This is a genomic window from Brevundimonas olei, assembly GCF_037055245.1.
GTDB lineage: Bacteria > Pseudomonadota > Alphaproteobacteria > Caulobacterales > Caulobacteraceae > Brevundimonas > Brevundimonas olei.
On the sequence record NZ_CP146370.1, the window covers coordinates 22,321 to 38,438 of the forward strand.

A 16,118-nucleotide genomic window follows, 5' to 3' on the forward strand; every position below is an offset into this window, starting at 1 on the left:
TATCGCGCTTGGCGATGAACCCCCACTCAAGGAGACGGACATGCAAAAATTCCTGGCGAATTCTTCTCTTCTGGCAGCCGTGGTAATGGCTGGCGCCATGATCACGACCCCCGTTGCTGCGTCTGAGCATTACGCCGCCGAATCCAGCGGGAGCGGACCGATCCGCATCGCAACTCAATTGGTCCTGTTCGAAAGCGGCGACGGCCGCCTGTTGGAACAACTGCGATCAAGCCTGATGGCGTCTGTTGCCTATGTCGTCGACGGGAGCGATTACGCTTCTCTCTCCGCTATCCCTGACGCCCGCCAGAACGGTGTCGGAGACTGCAAGTCAATCAGTGTGGCAATGCGCAATATGCTGATCGCGCAGGGCTTCCCAGCGGACTCTCTGCTTCTCGCTACAGGAAAGACCGAGAGAGGCGAACCTCATATGGTGCTACTCATCCGCGGCAAGGAACGTGGAAAAGAGCAAACACGAGTCTTCGATATTCGTGCGCGCGCCATCACGAGCCTGGAGGAATTGATGCGTCTTGGGTATTCGTTTGACGGCATCCAAAGCGCCGGAGGCGACGACGCCGTGCTGGTCCGATGGAATGGGAGGCGCTACCTGTGAAGACCCAGCTCGTTCCTATATTCTATATGTGGCAAGAAAGGAATATAATGAGTCATGAACACAGCGGATAGGAAGAAGCCAAAGCAACTCCTAGCCAACTGCGACCCCGACCTTTACGTGGCAATTAAGAAAAAGGCAGCTGAGCAAAACACAAGCGTAAGAGCTATAATTATGCGCGGACTGCTTGCCATCGGTTTCGATGTTCCCAAGGAAGACCTGGACGACAAAAGACGGTGATCCTTCGTCCGAGCCGCATCATTGTTTATGCGGCTTGGACGACACCTCCTTAATGTTGCGCTTAACTATAAGGGGACTCATTTTCACTATCGTTTTAGGGAACAGCGAGCCCGGCGCGATTTTATAGAGCCTAGCCAGTTGAGCCAGGAGTTGAGCCGAGGGGTTTCCAAAACCGTTCTCTACGGATGCGATATAAGTCTGTGCCGTCCCTATTGCTTCCGCTACTTGACCTTGCGTCATGCCGACTTTCTCGCGGCCCTTCTTAAGCTGTTCAGACATATGCTTAATTTCGGGCCACGCCTCAAAGTCGATCTTAATGCGATTGCTCGTTTTCTCGGTCATTATTGTGAACCTCCGTCCCTTTTACGGCAGCAGTTTTCATGCCCCCCTCCACACGGCCTGGGAGCATTTGGCCGAGCGGCACCCCTACGGCCCTCGACAACACAATCATGACTTGCAGAGAGGGATTCGCACGGCGTCGCTCAAGTAGAGCAATATAGCTGGCGTCCAGGCCCGTTACCTCGGCTAGCTGCCGTTGCGAAAGCCCGGCCGCATGGCGGGCGCCAATAAGCCTCTCAACGAAGAACTGGACTTCCGGCCAGGCATCGGGATCGACTTCTTTGCGTGGTGCCATATGGCGCCTGTCCCTCATTACCGCGCCAAGCATCCGCGCCGCCGCTGCCCGACAACGCCAGCACCCCTCCCCAGGCTCCAACGGTCTTTCGATACGTTGAAGCCGACGCCTTGTAGGTGGAATGTTACCTTTCCGCAAACGGACTCGTTCGTCACAAGCGACGCGCGGCGGCGCTCAACGCCACGCCGCTTTTGTCACCCCTTGCGTCTGACGCTCGATCGTGTAAACGGCAGCATATACATTCCTCCTAGGCGAAGCCGCCGGGTTAATGTGTGTGAACAATCTACGCCCGCAACTTCGGGATTCACCGTCGTTTTTTGACGCCGCGGACCCTTTGCCCTTGCTTGCTGAGTCGGCTCACGCCATATTGGTTGTGAGGAGGTTCGGCATGACTGAACGTAATGGTCGCAGTGTCAGTGTTCGCCTGCCCCGCGAGCTTCGCCGGGCAGCGGAAACGCTTGCGTTCAAGAATGGCGGTTCTGTCTCCCTGAACGTCTCCCCTATCATCCAAGATCAGCTATCCGTCCTCAGCAGCGCCACAGTGCGGCGCGCGAGCCGTTTCGGCACGGATCACAGCCGCATCAACCTGTGCTTGGGCCTCGACCTTCATGAGGCCCTTCGCAACCAGGCAGAAGAGCGCTGCGTGACCATCAGCGATCTGGTGTTTACCCTCCTTGATGCCGGCCTTCGGCCGATTTACGGCAAGGCCCAGCGCGCGACGACTGAGTTTGCGCCAACTGCAGTCGCGGCTTAATCCCGCCCGACCTTCGCCTTCCACCGCCACGTTAACCGTTCGTTAATCGTCCTTGCGGCAATCACGTTACGCGCAGTTGCGCGTAACGCGCACTTGCGCGCACGTATTGACCCGACTCGATTATGTCGGTCCCATACGCCATCGATTCTTTTGGAGGGCCCAGAGACAAAGAAAAACCGCCGACCCAGAGGGGCGGCGGTCATGCACAAGAGGCAAACAAGTCAATAAACTCACCGCCCTTGTGCCTGACCTCCCGCATCATGTCAACAAAAAACGCTCGTAAGGGCGGCGGCGAAGCTTTGCCTATCCCTCCCCTCATGGGGAACCCCAATGACCTACGACGAACAAACGTCGAAAGGCCCGTCAGGGCTACGCAAAATCACCGCCGGGCTCCGTCTGGCTGAGCGCGCAGCCGCGTCCTGGTGCGGACTTCCGGCCGGTGGCTCGAAAACTCGCCTGTTGGAAATCCTGGAGGATATCCCTGCCGCCACCCTCGGCGTCTCGAAAGGCGCGCTGGCCTATCTGCACCTGACCCTCAAGCTTCAGCCCAGCGCGTGCTTTCAGAATGAGCCTTCTTTACGTGGCGCAGATCTCGCTCGCGCTGGTCTCGCCCTGGTGTCGACTTATCCCGACGCCTATCTGGCCGAAAAGCTGGACGTCTCCGTGCGAACCCTCGCTCGCTATCGCGCAGAGTTGGCCGCGGCCCGGTTGATCGTATTCCGCGACTCCCCGGCCAAGGGTCGATTCCGGTCTGGCCCAGCAGAAAGCCCCGACGAAGCCTTCGGTATTGACCTGCGGCCGGTCGTCAGTCGCTACGCCGAGTTGATGGATGTGCGCGAGAAGATCCGCGCCGCGGCCAAACTCGCGCGCAGCGCGCGGCGCTCCTTGAGCTCAATCCGTAACCGCATCCGCTCGCTGCTACCGCTGCTTAGTTCTGCAAGCGACCAGGCTATCGCCGCCCAGGCCATAGCCGCGATCGACGCGGTGCGGCGCCGCAAAGATCCTGACTTCATCAACATGGGCCTCACCCAGGCCCAGGCCTCCCTGTCGCTACTGGAAGCCGCCGTCGATCATCATGTGTCGGAAATTGTCCACATGACACAGACGACACCCGAGCCTGTTGAAATCGGCGCCCAATTACATCCTACTTCCTTCCCTTCAGACTTAAAGAAGGACTTTGAAGTCGTTAGTAAGGCCGAGAAGCAATCGGTCTGCCCACAAGGGCAACCCGGAGAGGACGAAGCACACAGGCTCTCCGAAGAAGACGTGATCTATTTTGGCGACTACAACGCCGACCAAGAAGCTGAAGATGCCGCCAACGGGGCCGAGTGGATCGAGATCAGCCTTTCAGACTGCAAGCCGTTCCAACGCGTCCAGCTGCCTACCGTCGAGCGGGTAATCCAGTCCCTGCCTACCCTTCTGGCGCGCAAGGCCATGCGATACGTGTCCCATCCAGATCTGATCGAGCCTGAGGACATCGTAGCTGCCTATGGTCAGGCCAGCGCTGCCCGGATCGGCTTCTCGCGCAGCGCTATCCTGGCACTGTCCGAAAAGCATGGCCGGCTCACATTCGCGATCGCGGCATTGCTCACCGAATACACTGAAACCGTGAAAGCCCCGCTCGCCTATCTGCTGGGCATCCTTGAAAAGATTGACTCTTCGTGGGAGGTCGCGAACCTTAGACTCTCTTGGGATCGGTTGATGCGAAATCAGATCAGCTAAGCGGAAAAATCTGCGGCATATCCGCCCCTACTCGCCATCGGCGGGCTATCCTTTCCGGCCGAGATATGTAGTTTGCGGATTATGGGGAATAGCCAAGACAAATCACCATCGAGCGTCGGCACGCTTCTCGCGAAATTCAAAAATTCTGCGAATGCGAGAAACGCTCCTCAGGTGATCGGTTATGGGCGGGTTCACCCAGGGCGCCCGAACGATATTGCGGTCAGATTGGCCGACCAGCTGCGCTGCTTGGGTTGCGAGCGTGTTTTCGTGGATCGTGTTAAAGGCTCTGCCGTGACGAAACCCGAACTGGACGAGGCTATCGCCTCGCTGGGACAAGGGGATGTTTTGGTCGTTACCAGTCTTGAGCAAATCTCTTGGCGTGATGACAGCCTTTGGGAGGTTTTGTTACTCATTTCCCAAAGGGGCGCTCATGTCCTTGCTGACCTTGAAGCCTTCTCGACCTTCGAACGGGCCGAGGCTTCTGTTTTCGTTAATGCTATGGTCCGGTTTGCCCAGCATGTCCGGGAGATCCGGTTGAGCGACGCTTCGATCGACAGGCGTGAAAAGATCAGCGACGACGATTGGCGAGCCCTGGAGGCCAAGATCACCCGCGGCGAACTTTCGAAAGAGGATGCAGCCGTCAAGGCCGGCGTCTCCCTCTCGACCATCTACCGTAGAATTGCTGCTTAGTTTCAGCTCACGCTGCCTGGTGCTTGATGTCTGATCAGAACGTGACGCCCTTCCCCCGTGCCGCCGTAAGGCCCCTCCCCCGGCGGATACCCCCTAAAGAAAAACGAGGGCTTCAGCTCGTGGTCATTGGTTTGATTACGCGGCTTGGGCCCGCGTGGGCCTACGACATGCTCTTGGATGAGGCTGAAGTTATTCGGGCAAAGATGCTGGCCGGCGCTAAACAGAGCGACGATCAAACTCGCTAGGATTGGTGCAGTTAAAGGGGGCGGTCCCCGCCCCTGAGCGTGAACCCCTATGGGTTTCTCGCTACCCCCAGGAAGCGGGGAGACCCCGCAACGCCCCCTCTTGCACCACAAGAGGGTAGCAAGGGCGGAGCGTGGCATTTTGGAGTCGGTGCGCTGGCTTCGCAGGATTGCCATCGAACGATGTTGCAAGAATTAGCCTTGCTTGTTTATATGCAAGCAGAGGTCGTCGCTCGAGGTGGCTTCTTAGACCCCGTTTGCAACGGTCTTTCTTCTCTCCCTTGGCTGGGCTGATGGGCAAATCTCGCCTGTCAGCCCAGCTTAGAGTCTTCAGGTTGACGATGCGTTTCGCTGATTTGTCCGATCAGAACCGACATCAGGTTGAGGTCTGGGCGCGTGGGCACGCATGGGGCCGGGACGCGGTTATGAGAGACGACGGTGTGTTGTTCGGGTGCGTCGATCCTACTGCTCCAGAGACGGCACAAGGGCGGCAGAGGGCTTTCGCTTTTACGTCGATGCCCGAACTCGCGAGCTGGGCAGGATACCGCTAATTTTTCGTGTTTAGGGGGCGCTGCGGCGTCGTGTTGGCGGTCGCGCCGGGTGTTGGGGTAGCTATGATTGTTTTGGACCAGGGAGATGTCGTTGTCCTAACGGACCGCCAGTGGCTTGCTTTCCTTGAAGCTCGCGCCGACGGCGCGGCCGATCCTGCGGCGAGCTTTGGCTGTAGCGTGGGTGAGTTTTCCGGCGAAGTCGCGGCCCTGCTAGCCGATGAGACGGCATTCGACGATGGCGACCGAGATCCATTTGCTGATTACATCGTCCAGGAACACGATCAGCTCTATGCCGTAGCCTGGGCCGATTGGATGGCCTTCGTCACTGAAATGCGGGAGGGCGCAGAGGCCCAAGTGCGCGACTTTGGGGACGTTGTTGGAACGGTATCTGTTGCGGTCGACTTCTTGACACCCGAGATCGCCAGGAACCTCGCAATCGCCCTGAGAGCCGCCCTGGGGCTCGAAAGTGACGTTGGTGCCCCCTCCCCTATCGGGAAGGCAAGGGCGGCCTAGAGCTGCCCTAGTCGCCCCTTTTAGGGGGTTCGGCGTCTCGGGCCGCTGAGACTATCCGGGACGCCCAGCTGACTTCCCGTCCTATAGGGCTTTCGGTCTTGTCGTGCAGGAGCTGGGTCATTGGTATGCCGAGGTGGCGAGCCAATTCAGCGACTAACTGGATCGTCGGGTTTCGCCGTCCAGTTTCCAGGCCGGAATAGAAGGACTGCGAGAGGCCAGTCAGCGTACATAGTTCTCTCTGGCTGAGATCCTTAGCTGTGCGGGCCTTGATCAGATTCAGCCTGAAAGTTTCCATTTCAGGCCAGGCCTTGGGGTCGAAGGGTTGGCCGCCTCTAGGGTCTTTTCGCGAGGCAGGGGCTTTCGGTTTTTCCATTCAATTGGACGTCATCTAGCGCCGACCGAGGCTGCGGCAATCTTCGTGGATGACTGTAGGCGCGTCCAAGGTCAAGGCCCGGCCTTGGCTCGGATTCCTAACCCTTGTAACATTGTCGCTGTGACGTGTCTGCTGTTGCAGTCGGGGTAGCTATGGTTTTGGTGCAAGACGGGGCGGCGTATATCGTCTCGGGATCGAATTGGGCTGTCTTCAAGGACTTGCTCATTGCTGGGTTAAAGCCCCACGCCAAGGACTTTGGGGCTAGGTTCGGGCCCGCTGTCGAGGCCGTGAACTGGCCCTTCATCCAGGACGAGGTGACGAGCGGCGACGGCGATGGGAGCGATTTCGTGATCCTCAATGGGTCATCGGCGGTTTCTTACTCCTATTCGTCGTTCGCGGGCGGCGATCCCGAGTCAGCGCCGCTGGGCCGCTACGCGGACGCTGATCGTATGGTCGAGGAGTTTGAGGCCGCCGTGGCCCTTCCCTTGTCCCTTCCCTTCGCCGACGACGGGGCGTGGTTTGAGCGCGTCGGCATTCGCATCACCTTACCGTAAGGTATACCTTTAGTATTCTATCCGTCTTCCGTCGGCCTACCGTCAGTCGCCGGATGGCTAACGGTTGCTTGTCGGTGGCCTGACGGTCAGCTTCCAGTGTGCGGACCGAAAGCGGACGGTGTGTCTCTTTGTGGTTGACGGTCAGGCAGCTGTCAGTCTATAGACATTCTTCAGTTGGCGGCCTGTTGGCCGTCTGTCGATTGCCTGTAGGTCGCGCGTAGACTGTCTATATGGCAGTTGTCGGCGGTCGAGTGGTTGTCAGTTGGTTTTTGGTGGGTCCGTGGGTCGCAGACGGTCTGCCCCCTGCCCCAGCTCAGCAAGGGTGAAGAAGATGGCGGTTATCTCAGTGGTTTCGTCCAAGGGCGGGGCAGGGAAGACGACTACGACGGTCGTGCTTGCAACCACCCTGGCCGAGGCTGGCGCCAAGGTCGGGATCGTAGACGCAGACCCTAATCAGCCGATCGTCAGGTGGGCTGCAAAAGAGAATTTTCCAGACGGAATCACGGTTTATCCCGATGGCAACCAGTCCAATATTCTCGACCTGATCACCAAAGCTGCGGCCGAAAATCAGTTCGTTCTTGTGGACCCGGAAGGCACTGCTTCACTAACTGTCGCCTACGCCGTGGGGATTTCTGATCTAGTTGTCATCCCCTGTCAGGCGTCGTCACTGGATTCCGACCAGGCGGTAAAGGCGCTGAAGGTGATCGAGGACCACAAGCGGCTCACCGGCAAGACGGTCAGGCATAGGCTACTTCTGACCCGAACGCCGGCCGCGATCCGATCGCTCAATCTCAAGCAACTGGAACAGGATCTTGAGGCCAACAACATCCCCGCGTTCCAGGTCCAGCTTGTTGAACGCGAGGCGTTCAAGGCGATCTTCACGCTCGGCGGATCGCTGCAACGGCTCCCCGCCAAATCCGTGTCGGGTATCGAGCGGGCCATCGAGAACGCTGAAGCCCTGACAAATGAAGTCCTGTCTGCGTTGAAGGAAGGAGCGGAATGATGTCCAAGCGCCCAAGTATGCTGAACCTGTCAGATTTTCCGGTCGGGCAGCCCGTCAAGCCTGTAAACATCGCGGCTGTAGAAGAGGCCGCTGAGCGGCAAGGCTTCTCAGCGCGTGACCAGGCGGTTCGTGCTGATGGGGCAGGGGAGGCGGCCCCAGAGGTCTCCGCCGACGTGCAGGCCCCCTCTCAGCCGCCAAGAAGCCGACGCGAAAAGCGGACCTATAGGACGGGGCGGACCGAAAGCTGGAGCGTAAAGGCCTCGCCAGAAACCTTGGATGTTCTCTATCGGGTGATCGAACAAAACGGATGGTCTGTGGCTGAAGGGTTTGAGCGAGCGGTTGCCGCCTTCGACGCCGCGCACGGTAAGGGCTGACCTGACGAATAGGTAGTTTGTTCAATCGCTCCTTAGGGGTATAGGCTGACGCACTATCGGGCGTCAGCCTATACCTTGCATGGGGCAACCGCGTTCATGTCGATTTCGTTTGCGATCCGAGTAGCCGTCTTCCTCGACGCCTTTCTTTTGGTGTCGATCTTTCTCTTGCCTCTTGGCCCAACCGGCAAGGCCGCCCTGGTCATCTGCGCGGTCCTGATCAACATCGCCTTGCTCGTTCCGCCGCTCATTCGCGACGCCTCGGAGCATTGAGCATGGACGGATCCTTTATCCCGCTTCCGCCAGCTGCAGCCGCTGCGAACGAAAGCGCCCCACCTGTAACCGTCGTCGGCCTTGGCCAGCTCCTTTTGGTGTCGCCCAATGACGGGCGCGTTCTTCGCGCCCTGCATTCTGGTCAGTCCGATGTGTCTGCCGTCGACCTGGAGGAATGGCGCATCTGGTGGGGGGAGAGGCCCGATGGGCAGATGCTCGACTTATCCGACGTCGGACACTGGCGGGCCGGGGTCTATGTGCCCCCCTGTCATGAGTGGCGCCAGGCCGTGGCTATAGGAAGGGCCGCGCGCCGTTTGCGTCACGGAACGATCTTCATCCCGCCAAGACGGCGGTAGGCCGCTCCGCTGTTTGGCACCATAAAGGTGGGTCGGGTAAGAAAAAATCTTAGTATTTGATCTGATAGTTGTTGTATCAGTGTCAGTATTTGCTATTCTCACTTTGTGAACAACAACCTTCCCGGCGGGCTTGCCGGGCCGATCTTGGAAAAATCAATGGCTACTGCATCCTTTATTTCTAGAGTTGCTGAATCGCGCGAGTCGCGCGCCGCTTGGTGCGAAATGGTCGCCAATGCCCATGCAGGGACCGACTTCGCCGTGGAAATGGAAGCCGAAGCTGCCGAGTGGCGCGCTGCCGCCCTTCTGGCCCGCTCGGGAAACGTCCAGCCGGTGACGATCTGAAATGAAGACCTTTGAAGTGACCGGAACGCACGGCCAAATGACTGTCTGTGCGGCGTCGGGTATCATCGAAAAGCGGTTTCATTTCGATGATACCGAAGCCTATCGGTTCATTTGTGAGTTTGACATCAAGGAATGGTGTCGCTTCTGGCAAGCCGATATTGCAGGAACCCATCTGGATATTCTGGACCTTGGGTATTGGGGAGCGAGGCTTTCTTATACCCCTGCTGACGCGGAGTGGCGCGCAGAGGTCAAGGCGGCGCGCGAAGCGCGGCGACTGCGTAGGGGGGCACCCGTCTTTCAGTGGGCCGGGTAGGGCCTTTCGGATCAACAGGGGCGGCCAGCGCCGCCCCGCCATCCTTAGTCATCGGAGAGTGCATCATGGCGGCTGATAGCCCCGACACGAAGCTGGCCCGCACGCGGGCGTTCAACACCAAACACGGGCAAGCCTGGGCTGTTATCGAGGGGGCAGGGATGGAAGGTGGGGACCGGCATGTCGGTCGCCTCTACAAGACATTTGGTGAGGCTTTCGCCGCGAGAGCGAAAGACTATGAGCCGAGCGAACTCGATCGTGAATCGTCTTCCTGTCTCCACGTCGCTATCGCGCGCTGGGACGCTGCTGGGGATTTCTGGACTTACGACTACTGATCCGGGGGCTGTCTCCCCAAACCTTCCCGGCGGGCTTGCCGGGCCGATCTTGGAAAAATCATCATGTCTTCAGACGGCAAACCAATCAGCGACGCCCAGCTGCGGCGCATCAGTCTCGAATGGACCCGCAAGGCCAAGGAGCCGATCACGGTCGAGGCCATAGGGAGCGTCATCTATGGTTTTGGGTCGGAGCTGGCGGTGCTTCGGCTGTACTACGCGCACCGTTTGGTGCCGTCCGACCGCCTGAAGGTGTCCTGGTCGGCCCCGCGCAAGACGTGGTACTTTTCCTACGAGAGCGATATTCTACTTGGGTAGATGAACACAATTGGTAAGAATAGTTCTTGCCTATTAATTTCGTCGGGCGTATATTTCTACTTGTCGGCGGGGCCGACGACCTTCTCGGCGGGCTTGCCGGGCCGATCATGGGAATATTCGATATGCTGATCACTGTTTTAACCATCGGCGTTTCAGCTGCTACGTCTGCTGCATTGGTTTATGCGGTTATGGCCTATAGGGCGGACTGGAAAAGCGTAGAGCGCTTTCGGGCGCTTCGAGAAGAAAACATAAGCCTTCGTCAGAGGCTTCTTGAGGCCGAAGAGCGTTGTCTGACGCAGGAGCAATACGCCCTTTATGAGATTTGGCGCAGCGACGCCGAATACGATCTCAAGAGGATGCAGAGCAAAGAATAAGGTAATGTTGAGGGGGCCTCGGTCCCCTCCTCTTTAATGTCAGGGGCTATCTTGTCGGCGTGGCCGATGACCTTCCCAGCGGGCTTGCTGGGCCGATCATGGAAAGAAAATGGTTGAACTTTCATCCGAAACTGTTGCTGCGAAGATCAAGGTCTTGATGGCGGCCGGTGATCTTCGCGACTTGGTGAAGCTTCTCGTCGCAGGCGCCTTAGTCGAAGCGAACATCGAACTGCCGCGCGTGGTGGAAGGGGAGGGGTTCGTGGAAATGCTCGGCCGGGTTCTGGACGAGGATCAGGGGGCGCGGGCGGCGGTCGAAGCGGCGGCGAGGGCAATCGTCGCCGGTAAGGCTGCTTGGGGAGGCGTATTCCCGGCCGATGCCGGCAGGTACGGTCGATGGGGCGAAGTGGGTCAGCTGCTAGTCGGCTGCTTTCCCCAGGCCTGATCATTCGGCGGGGCTATGGTGGCCCCGCCCTTTTCTCAAGGGGCGATCATGAGGATTTATTGTAGTGATGGGACGAGCGATTTTGAGGGGGAAGTGCCGGACGACGCAGACCTGGACGGAACCTTCGTTCTGATCAGTGATGATGACGGACTATCCTACAAAATTAACGGGTGGATGATGACTGATTGCGAGGTTCTTGCAGAATAAGGGGGAGGGCGTTTTACGGCGCTTTGGTTTGCACCAAAAAGATATTGGGTCGGAATATAGTTTTGGTTATCGGCCATATTCGTTTGTTTGATAGTCGGTCGTGGTATATATTTCTACTTGTCGGCGGGGCCGACGACCTTCCCAGCGGGCTTGCTGGGCCATTGACTTGGAGACTACTGAAATGGCTTCTCGCGCCACGGCGATCATTAATCTGATGAACCACTCTCGCTACGGGGCTCTGTCGCAGCTTCTGGTGATTGATGCTGTCATGGGCAGCTTTCCGAACGAGGCGCACCTCTCTGGCGAAACGAATGTCGATTTCGTCAAGCGGTTGATGGCGTCGAAGCGCGGCGTCGTGGAGACGGCGATCGAGGCTCGGGCGCAAGAGATTACGAGCGCCGGGGAAGCGGCTGTTGTCGATGCTTGCAAGCGGTCTATGGTCAATGGGGAGGCGTGGTATGCCGTGGCCTCTGAAATGGAGGATGCTTGCGGCGAGGCGACCGAGGATAGGTTTTTGATCGTGGAGAAATATGGTTCGCCCGATCAGGTTATTGTAGGTATCAGTATGGATTACCTTGTCTCCAAGGCGACAATGAACACGACCTATTCATCTGCTAGACAGAAGGAACTTGGTGTTCGTCTTGTCTGTGAAGATGGCGATGGAAACTGGCATCTGGATTTCTGACCCGCTGGTGGGGGGCTTCGGCCTCCCGCCCTTGTCGGGCCGGTTCATTCGTTTTGCACCAGGCAGAGGGGTGATGGGCGAAATATAAACCCAAGATATGTAAGAATAATTCTTGCTACTTGGGCCGAGAGCGCCTATATTTCTACTTGTCGGCGGGGCCGACGACCTTCCCAGCGGGCTTGCTGGGCCATTGACTTGGAGACTACCCAAATGACCATCACGACCATCGCCCTGAGCAATCTGGTTCTTTCCAGCCTCAACATGCGTCAGGGAGACGTGGACGTATCGGATCTGATCGGCAGCATGACGGCGCGGGTTCAGGCGGGTGACGCCCCGCTACTGCAGAACCTGCGGGTCACGATGCAGCTGGACGCGGATGGAGCCGAGACGGGCAAGGCAGAGGTTCACGTCGGCGGCCGTCGCTGGCGCGCCCTCAACGCTCTGGTCAAGGCCAAGGTCATCAAGAAGACCTATGAGGTTCCGGTGGCGGTTTGCGCGACTGCCCAGGCGGCTCTTGAAGAAAGCCTTGAAGAAAACATGGTTCGTCTGGACCCGCACCCGGCCGAACAATACATCACCTACGCTCGCCTAGCCGAAACCGGGATGACGGTGGAACAGATCGCGGCGCGCTACGACCAGACCGAACTTGTTGTTCGTCGTCGTTTGGCCCTTGGCCGGGTGTCGCCGAAGCTGTTGGACCTCTACCGTCAAAACCAAATCAGCGGCCCTCAAATGCGGGCGCTGGGCTTGACGGAAGATCACGCCGTTCAAGAAGAAGCGTGGTTCGGTGTTGAGCATGATTGGCAGCGGCAGGAGCGTTACCTTCGTCAACGCATCACCAAGGATGAAGTCGAGGCGGCGAGCAACCAACTGGCGTCGATTGTAGGAGAGGAAGCCTATCTGGCGGCCGGTGGAACCATCCGTCGCGACCTGTTCGCTGATGATGGCGGGGCCTACTTCCAAGACCCCGCCCTGCTGGAGTCTCTGGCCCTGAAGATTCTGGGCGCCAAACAGGAAGAGGTGAAGGCCGAGGGCTGGAAGTGGGTCGAAATTCATCCGACGCTGAACTATGCGATCCGGGATCAGTGGGGCACGGTTGCGGCGAAGCCTGTCAGCCTCTCTGCCGAGGCAGCCGCGCGCGTTGAAGAGCTGGAGGCTCAGGCCGAGGCCCACAGCGAGGCCGAGGATTGGGAGGCTGTCGAGGTTTGTGACGCCGAGGTCCAGAAAATCCATGATGACGCCGGGGAAGAGTATGATCCGGCTGACATCGCCGTCTGCGGCGCTGTGGTGACGATTGCGAAGGGGCAGGTTGTTGTTGAACGCGGCTTCATCTGCAAGGCCGAGGCCAAGGCTAGGCGGGCTGCGGAAATGAAGGCTGAGCGTTCGACTGATGGCGAGGGCGCGGGCGAGCCTGTCGTGGCCCTGTCGGGTAAACTGCGGGAGGCCCTGTCCGGCGAACACACGATGGCGATGCGGGCTGCCATCGCGGCGCAGCCGAGCGTTGCTTTGGTCGCGGTCGTTCACCGCCTGCTGATGCAGACCCACTACAATGGGTTCGACCGTGATCTCTTCAGCTGCGTCAGCTTGCAGGGGCCGGGCTATGCCGATCCGATGGCAGCCTATGAGCGCGACCTGTCGGACACCGTGGCTGGCGTTGCACTGGCGAAGGTTCGCGAGCAGATGGCCGAGGCCCTGCCGAGCGAAAAGGCTGACTTGTGGTCTTTCCTGCTGGAACAGTCTCAGGACCGTCTTCTGGTGTTCCTGGCCTACGCATCGAGCGGATTGATCAACGCCCTTCAGCACGGTCATTCGCGGTCGGAGTCGGTGCGGTCCGGCCAGCGCCTTGCTCAGGCCCTTTCCCTCGACATGGCCGACTACTGGACGGCTACGGCGGACAACTACTTCTCGCGTGTCGGTAAGCCGCTGATCTTGGAAGCGGTCACAGAGGTTGTCGGGGCGCCAGCGGCGGCAGGAATGGCGAGCCTGAAAAAGGGCGAACTGGCGCAGCGCGCGGAGGAAGCTCTGGATGGGGCTCGCTGGGTTCCGGCCATCTTCCGTCATTCGGAAACTGAGGCGCTGGCCGAGGTTGAAGATGGCGAAGTCCAGGACGTGGCCGAGGCAGCGTAATCTAACGGCCGGGGCTTAGTCCCCGGCCCCCCTTCTCTCATGATTGGAATATGACCATGAAAAATATGAAGTATGATGTCGCGATTGCGTTGGCTTGTCTGGTGCTGGCGGGCGTCATCGGCGCGGCGATTGTCTCCTCAAAAAAGACGGCCGACCAGAAGGCCAGTGAGGCGGCGGCTGAGGCTTTCTTCGAAATGCCGGCAGCCGACTATCGGCCGAAGACATACTAATCCGTTTGGCAGGGGTGCAGGTGGAGACCATTCAATGAGCCAAACACCTAGCCGCATTGTGAGCGAGGAGGGCGGGGCGGTGTCTGACGCGATCCGCGCGAAATACGATCAGGTCAAAGGGACGACCTACCGCGCCGGAACCCCGGCCGAGCGGATGAAAGACGGCCGATTGCAGGGCCTCAACGACGCGCTTGCAATCGCTATGGTCTCTGAAGAGAGAGCCGCCCCTGTGCGCGAGAAAGGAGAGGCGGTGACACGTCGAACCTTCAAGGATCGGAGGTCTCAGAACGCCTACGACCTTTTCGTCCGCAACGGCTGGATGCGCGGCGATCTGGAGCGTTTCTATCGTTCGGGTTTCGCTGGCGTCGCGCGGCCTGATGAAACCAACACGCCGCGCATCGCCGTTTGGCTAGCGGGGCGCGACCGGGCCGAGGCCGGGTTGTCTCACGGCATTCCCGACCGGCCGGAGTTCCGCAACCTGATTGCCGCCCTCGCCAGCTGCGAGGAAGCCCCGGCTAAGTTGGGGGAGCGTGACTATCCGGCCGAGTTCGAGGCGTGGTGGGCCACCTATCGTCATCGCAACCGCGACGTGGCGGATTACACCGCCAAGAAGCAGATCGCCTTCGATGCCTTCTACTTCGGTGCCCATCCCCCGCCCCAAGCCCGCGAAGACACCGCTGTTGTGGCGTGGGTTCCGATCCACCCGCGTAACGGTCCGCTATGGGCCGAAGCCGGGCCAGATGCGCGTGACAAGGAAAATCTCAAGTCCTACCCCTTCCGTGCGCTCTGCTTCGCGAGCCCTCTGTGTTTTGCAGAAAAGGGGCAGACAGGTGAAGTGTGAGGTCGGGCAGGTTCGCCCGTTCATCAAGGCGAACGGTCTTTATTCATTCGCCAGCTTTGATGGCACGGTGTGGGTTCGCGTCGAGATAATGCACGGGTCTTTCTACTATCAGCGCGAAGCCGATGCTTTCGCCCGCCATACCTTTTCAAACTACGCGCCGGTTGAGTTGCGAGGGGGCGTGCTGCCACCGGAGAGCTGTCAGGATGCCTGATGCTACGCTCTCTGTTAATGCGGCCAACGAGGTGGCCGAAGGCTACATGGATGGCCTTCGATCAGACTTGTCGGAATTGGGGCCGACCAACCGCTCTGAGCTTTACATCCACGGCTGGCGCAACGGCCGAGACGACAGGCTCCGAAAGCCGCGTGCCTCCGCTGATGCGTTGCGTGGCCGCCTATCTATAATTTGCAGGGACGATGCACATGGCAACTGATGCAGGCAACACGAGGCCCTATTTCAAGGTCGACGTGCACTGGCCGGAAGAGCAGCGAGCGGACAAGGTTGGACGGACGCAGACCCATGATCCGGTGCTCGCTATCGCAGCGTTTCGCCGCCTTCTGGCTAGGGATGATCTTGTAGGCCGCCCAGCGGCTGCCCGGCTGATGGTGAATGGACGGCGCCTCTATTATAGCGAGTTCTGGAAGCCTATCGGTAGCGGAAGGATTCATGCCGACGCGCCGATAGACTTGAGCGTTGATCGTGACGGGGCTGATGCGTTGGGACGCTGGACGCCGAGTGCAAATTCGGCCGCGCTCCTCGTCCAGCGAGACGGCCAGGTCGCGCCACGCGCGGCGGCGGCTGATGTCCAGGGCGGCACTGAAGATGATGACGTGCGAGATCTGGCCGCGTTCATGAACGAAAAGGGCTGGATTGTCCGGGATCGAGGGGCGCAGGCGTTGCCTTTGACGGAGGTAGCCAAAGCCATCCTGGAGTTTTGGGACGCTCCGGTTCTCGACACCTGAGGCAGCGTCCGTTGAGCAGAAAAAAGGGCGGCGATAATCTCGCCGCCCTTTTTGTTTTCCCGTCGCG

The 16,118-nt window shown here is 59.1% G+C and carries 24 protein-coding genes; 21 read left to right on the top strand and 3 right to left on the bottom strand.

From position 1 onward, the window contains the following. Positions 1-40 precede the first annotated feature (40 nt). The gene (locus V8J38_RS16740; protein ID WP_338578708.1) at positions 41-610 is read left to right on the top strand and encodes a transglutaminase-like cysteine peptidase; all 570 of its coding nucleotides are present in this window, start codon (positions 41-43) and stop codon (positions 608-610) included. 255 nt (positions 611-865) lie between these two features. Here the strand turns inward: V8J38_RS16740 and V8J38_RS16745 are convergent, their stop codons facing one another. Both V8J38_RS16745 and V8J38_RS16985 read right to left on the bottom strand, forming a co-directional pair. Continuing rightward, the gene (locus tag V8J38_RS16745) at positions 866-1,189 is read right to left on the bottom strand and encodes a helix-turn-helix transcriptional regulator (protein WP_338578709.1); all 324 of its coding nucleotides are present in this window, start codon (positions 1,187-1,189) and stop codon (positions 866-868) included. After that, positions 1,161-1,514 (bottom strand): helix-turn-helix domain-containing protein, encoded by a 354-nt coding sequence (locus tag V8J38_RS16985; protein WP_422388355.1) that lies wholly within the window; start codon positions 1,512-1,514, stop codon positions 1,161-1,163. The genes V8J38_RS16745 and V8J38_RS16985 overlap by 29 nt, the downstream gene beginning before the upstream one ends. 355 nt (positions 1,515-1,869) lie before the next feature. Here V8J38_RS16985 and V8J38_RS16750 point away from each other — a divergent pair, with 355 nt between their 5' ends. From V8J38_RS16750 to V8J38_RS16765, 4 genes are all read left to right on the top strand, one after another. Further along, positions 1,870-2,235, top strand: a complete 366-nt coding sequence (locus V8J38_RS16750; RefSeq protein ID WP_338578710.1) for a hypothetical protein — start codon at positions 1,870-1,872, stop codon at positions 2,233-2,235. A 330-nt stretch (positions 2,236-2,565) separates the two neighbouring features. After that, entirely contained in the window at positions 2,566-3,957 is a 1,392-nt protein-coding gene (locus V8J38_RS16755; protein ID WP_338578711.1) for a helix-turn-helix domain-containing protein, read from the top strand. An 81-nt stretch (positions 3,958-4,038) separates the two neighbouring features. Then, a complete protein-coding gene (locus V8J38_RS16760; RefSeq protein WP_338578714.1) occupies positions 4,039-4,647 on the top strand; it encodes a recombinase family protein in 609 nt (202 codons plus the stop codon). 856 nt (positions 4,648-5,503) lie between these two features. After that, positions 5,504-5,953, top strand: coding sequence for a hypothetical protein (locus tag V8J38_RS16765; protein WP_338578712.1), 450 nt, complete (start codon positions 5,504-5,506; stop codon positions 5,951-5,953). 7 nt (positions 5,954-5,960) lie between these two features. Here the strand turns inward: V8J38_RS16765 and V8J38_RS16770 are convergent, their stop codons facing one another. After that, on the bottom strand, positions 5,961-6,326 hold the full coding sequence (locus tag V8J38_RS16770; RefSeq protein WP_338578713.1) for a helix-turn-helix transcriptional regulator: 366 nt from the start codon (positions 6,324-6,326) through the stop codon (positions 5,961-5,963). Positions 6,327-6,613: 287 nt separating this feature from the next. Between V8J38_RS16770 and V8J38_RS16775 the strand changes: the two genes are divergently transcribed. From V8J38_RS16775 to V8J38_RS16850, 16 genes are all read left to right on the top strand, one after another. Next, positions 6,614-6,880: a hypothetical protein gene (locus V8J38_RS16775; protein WP_338578657.1), complete on the top strand. Its 267-nt coding sequence runs from the start codon at positions 6,614-6,616 to the stop codon at positions 6,878-6,880. Between the two features lie 331 nt (positions 6,881-7,211). Further along, positions 7,212-7,883: a ParA family protein gene (locus V8J38_RS16780; protein WP_338578658.1), complete on the top strand. Its 672-nt coding sequence runs from the start codon at positions 7,212-7,214 to the stop codon at positions 7,881-7,883. Continuing rightward, a complete protein-coding gene (locus tag V8J38_RS16785) occupies positions 7,880-8,257 on the top strand; it encodes a hypothetical protein (RefSeq protein ID WP_338578659.1) in 378 nt (125 codons plus the stop codon). Before V8J38_RS16780 ends, V8J38_RS16785 begins: the two co-directional genes overlap by 4 nt. Positions 8,258-8,332: 75 nt before the next feature. Further along, a complete protein-coding gene (locus V8J38_RS16790) occupies positions 8,333-8,527 on the top strand; it encodes a hypothetical protein (RefSeq protein WP_338578660.1) in 195 nt (64 codons plus the stop codon). 461 nt (positions 8,528-8,988) lie between these two features. Next, positions 8,989-9,225 (top strand): hypothetical protein, encoded by a 237-nt coding sequence (locus tag V8J38_RS16795; protein ID WP_338578661.1) that lies wholly within the window; start codon positions 8,989-8,991, stop codon positions 9,223-9,225. Between the two features lies 1 nt (position 9,226). Next, the gene (locus V8J38_RS16800) at positions 9,227-9,538 is read left to right on the top strand and encodes a hypothetical protein (RefSeq protein WP_338578662.1); all 312 of its coding nucleotides are present in this window, start codon (positions 9,227-9,229) and stop codon (positions 9,536-9,538) included. A gap of 65 nt (positions 9,539-9,603) precedes the next feature. Next, positions 9,604-9,870, top strand: a complete 267-nt coding sequence (locus tag V8J38_RS16805) for a hypothetical protein (RefSeq protein ID WP_338578663.1) — start codon at positions 9,604-9,606, stop codon at positions 9,868-9,870. A gap of 63 nt (positions 9,871-9,933) precedes the next feature. Then, positions 9,934-10,185 (top strand): hypothetical protein, encoded by a 252-nt coding sequence (locus tag V8J38_RS16810; protein ID WP_338578664.1) that lies wholly within the window; start codon positions 9,934-9,936, stop codon positions 10,183-10,185. Between the two features lie 26 nt (positions 10,186-10,211). Continuing rightward, positions 10,212-10,559: a hypothetical protein gene (locus tag V8J38_RS16815; protein WP_338578665.1), complete on the top strand. Its 348-nt coding sequence runs from the start codon at positions 10,212-10,214 to the stop codon at positions 10,557-10,559. A gap of 109 nt (positions 10,560-10,668) precedes the next feature. Then, positions 10,669-11,001: a hypothetical protein gene (locus tag V8J38_RS16820; protein ID WP_338578666.1), complete on the top strand. Its 333-nt coding sequence runs from the start codon at positions 10,669-10,671 to the stop codon at positions 10,999-11,001. Positions 11,002-11,389: 388 nt separating this feature from the next. Then, positions 11,390-11,893 (top strand): hypothetical protein, encoded by a 504-nt coding sequence (locus tag V8J38_RS16825; protein ID WP_338578667.1) that lies wholly within the window; start codon positions 11,390-11,392, stop codon positions 11,891-11,893. Positions 11,894-12,103: 210 nt separating this feature from the next. Further along, positions 12,104-14,020, top strand: coding sequence for a ParB/RepB/Spo0J family partition protein (locus V8J38_RS16830; protein ID WP_338578668.1), 1,917 nt, complete (start codon positions 12,104-12,106; stop codon positions 14,018-14,020). 50 nt (positions 14,021-14,070) lie between these two features. Further along, on the top strand, positions 14,071-14,250 hold the full coding sequence (locus V8J38_RS16835) for a hypothetical protein (RefSeq protein WP_338578669.1): 180 nt from the start codon (positions 14,071-14,073) through the stop codon (positions 14,248-14,250). Positions 14,251-14,284: 34 nt separating this feature from the next. After that, a complete protein-coding gene (locus V8J38_RS16840) occupies positions 14,285-15,091 on the top strand; it encodes a hypothetical protein (protein ID WP_338578670.1) in 807 nt (268 codons plus the stop codon). Further along, complete coding sequence (locus tag V8J38_RS16845; protein ID WP_338578671.1) at positions 15,081-15,302, top strand: hypothetical protein; 222 nt, start codon at positions 15,081-15,083, stop codon at positions 15,300-15,302. Before V8J38_RS16840 ends, V8J38_RS16845 begins: the two co-directional genes overlap by 11 nt. A 203-nt stretch (positions 15,303-15,505) precedes the next feature. Next, entirely contained in the window at positions 15,506-16,051 is a 546-nt protein-coding gene (locus V8J38_RS16850) for a hypothetical protein (protein ID WP_338578672.1), read from the top strand. The last annotated feature ends 67 nt before the right edge of the window (positions 16,052-16,118 follow it).

What these genes read in the sequence shown, in the direction of transcription:
- V8J38_RS16745 (WP_338578709.1), bottom strand. Translation starts at nt 1,189, where the DNA reads ATGACCGAGAAAACGAGCAATCGCATTAAGATCGACTTTGAGGCGTGG.
- V8J38_RS16750 (WP_338578710.1), top strand. Translation starts at nt 1,870, where the DNA reads ATGACTGAACGTAATGGTCGCAGTGTCAGTGTTCGCCTGCCCCGCGAG.
- V8J38_RS16760 (WP_338578714.1), top strand. Translation starts at nt 4,039, where the DNA reads ATGGGGAATAGCCAAGACAAATCACCATCGAGCGTCGGCACGCTTCTC.
- V8J38_RS16820 (WP_338578666.1), top strand. Translation starts at nt 10,669, where the DNA reads ATGGTTGAACTTTCATCCGAAACTGTTGCTGCGAAGATCAAGGTCTTG.
- V8J38_RS16840 (WP_338578670.1), top strand. Translation starts at nt 14,285, where the DNA reads ATGAGCCAAACACCTAGCCGCATTGTGAGCGAGGAGGGCGGGGCGGTG.
- V8J38_RS16740 (WP_338578708.1), top strand. Translation starts at nt 41, where the DNA reads ATGCAAAAATTCCTGGCGAATTCTTCTCTTCTGGCAGCCGTGGTAATG.
- V8J38_RS16825 (WP_338578667.1), top strand. Translation starts at nt 11,390, where the DNA reads ATGGCTTCTCGCGCCACGGCGATCATTAATCTGATGAACCACTCTCGC.
- V8J38_RS16830 (WP_338578668.1), top strand. Translation starts at nt 12,104, where the DNA reads ATGACCATCACGACCATCGCCCTGAGCAATCTGGTTCTTTCCAGCCTC.
- V8J38_RS16805 (WP_338578663.1), top strand. Translation starts at nt 9,604, where the DNA reads ATGGCGGCTGATAGCCCCGACACGAAGCTGGCCCGCACGCGGGCGTTC.
- V8J38_RS16985 (WP_422388355.1), bottom strand. Translation starts at nt 1,514, where the DNA reads ATGCTTGGCGCGGTAATGAGGGACAGGCGCCATATGGCACCACGCAAA.
- V8J38_RS16835 (WP_338578669.1), top strand. Translation starts at nt 14,071, where the DNA reads ATGACCATGAAAAATATGAAGTATGATGTCGCGATTGCGTTGGCTTGT.
- V8J38_RS16780 (WP_338578658.1), top strand. Translation starts at nt 7,212, where the DNA reads ATGGCGGTTATCTCAGTGGTTTCGTCCAAGGGCGGGGCAGGGAAGACG.
- V8J38_RS16755 (WP_338578711.1), top strand. Translation starts at nt 2,566, where the DNA reads ATGACCTACGACGAACAAACGTCGAAAGGCCCGTCAGGGCTACGCAAA.
- V8J38_RS16850 (WP_338578672.1), top strand. Translation starts at nt 15,506, where the DNA reads ATGCACATGGCAACTGATGCAGGCAACACGAGGCCCTATTTCAAGGTC.
- V8J38_RS16770 (WP_338578713.1), bottom strand. Translation starts at nt 6,326, where the DNA reads ATGGAAAAACCGAAAGCCCCTGCCTCGCGAAAAGACCCTAGAGGCGGC.
- V8J38_RS16800 (WP_338578662.1), top strand. Translation starts at nt 9,227, where the DNA reads ATGAAGACCTTTGAAGTGACCGGAACGCACGGCCAAATGACTGTCTGT.
- V8J38_RS16810 (WP_338578664.1), top strand. Translation starts at nt 9,934, where the DNA reads ATGTCTTCAGACGGCAAACCAATCAGCGACGCCCAGCTGCGGCGCATC.
- V8J38_RS16785 (WP_338578659.1), top strand. Translation starts at nt 7,880, where the DNA reads ATGATGTCCAAGCGCCCAAGTATGCTGAACCTGTCAGATTTTCCGGTC.
- V8J38_RS16765 (WP_338578712.1), top strand. Translation starts at nt 5,504, where the DNA reads ATGATTGTTTTGGACCAGGGAGATGTCGTTGTCCTAACGGACCGCCAG.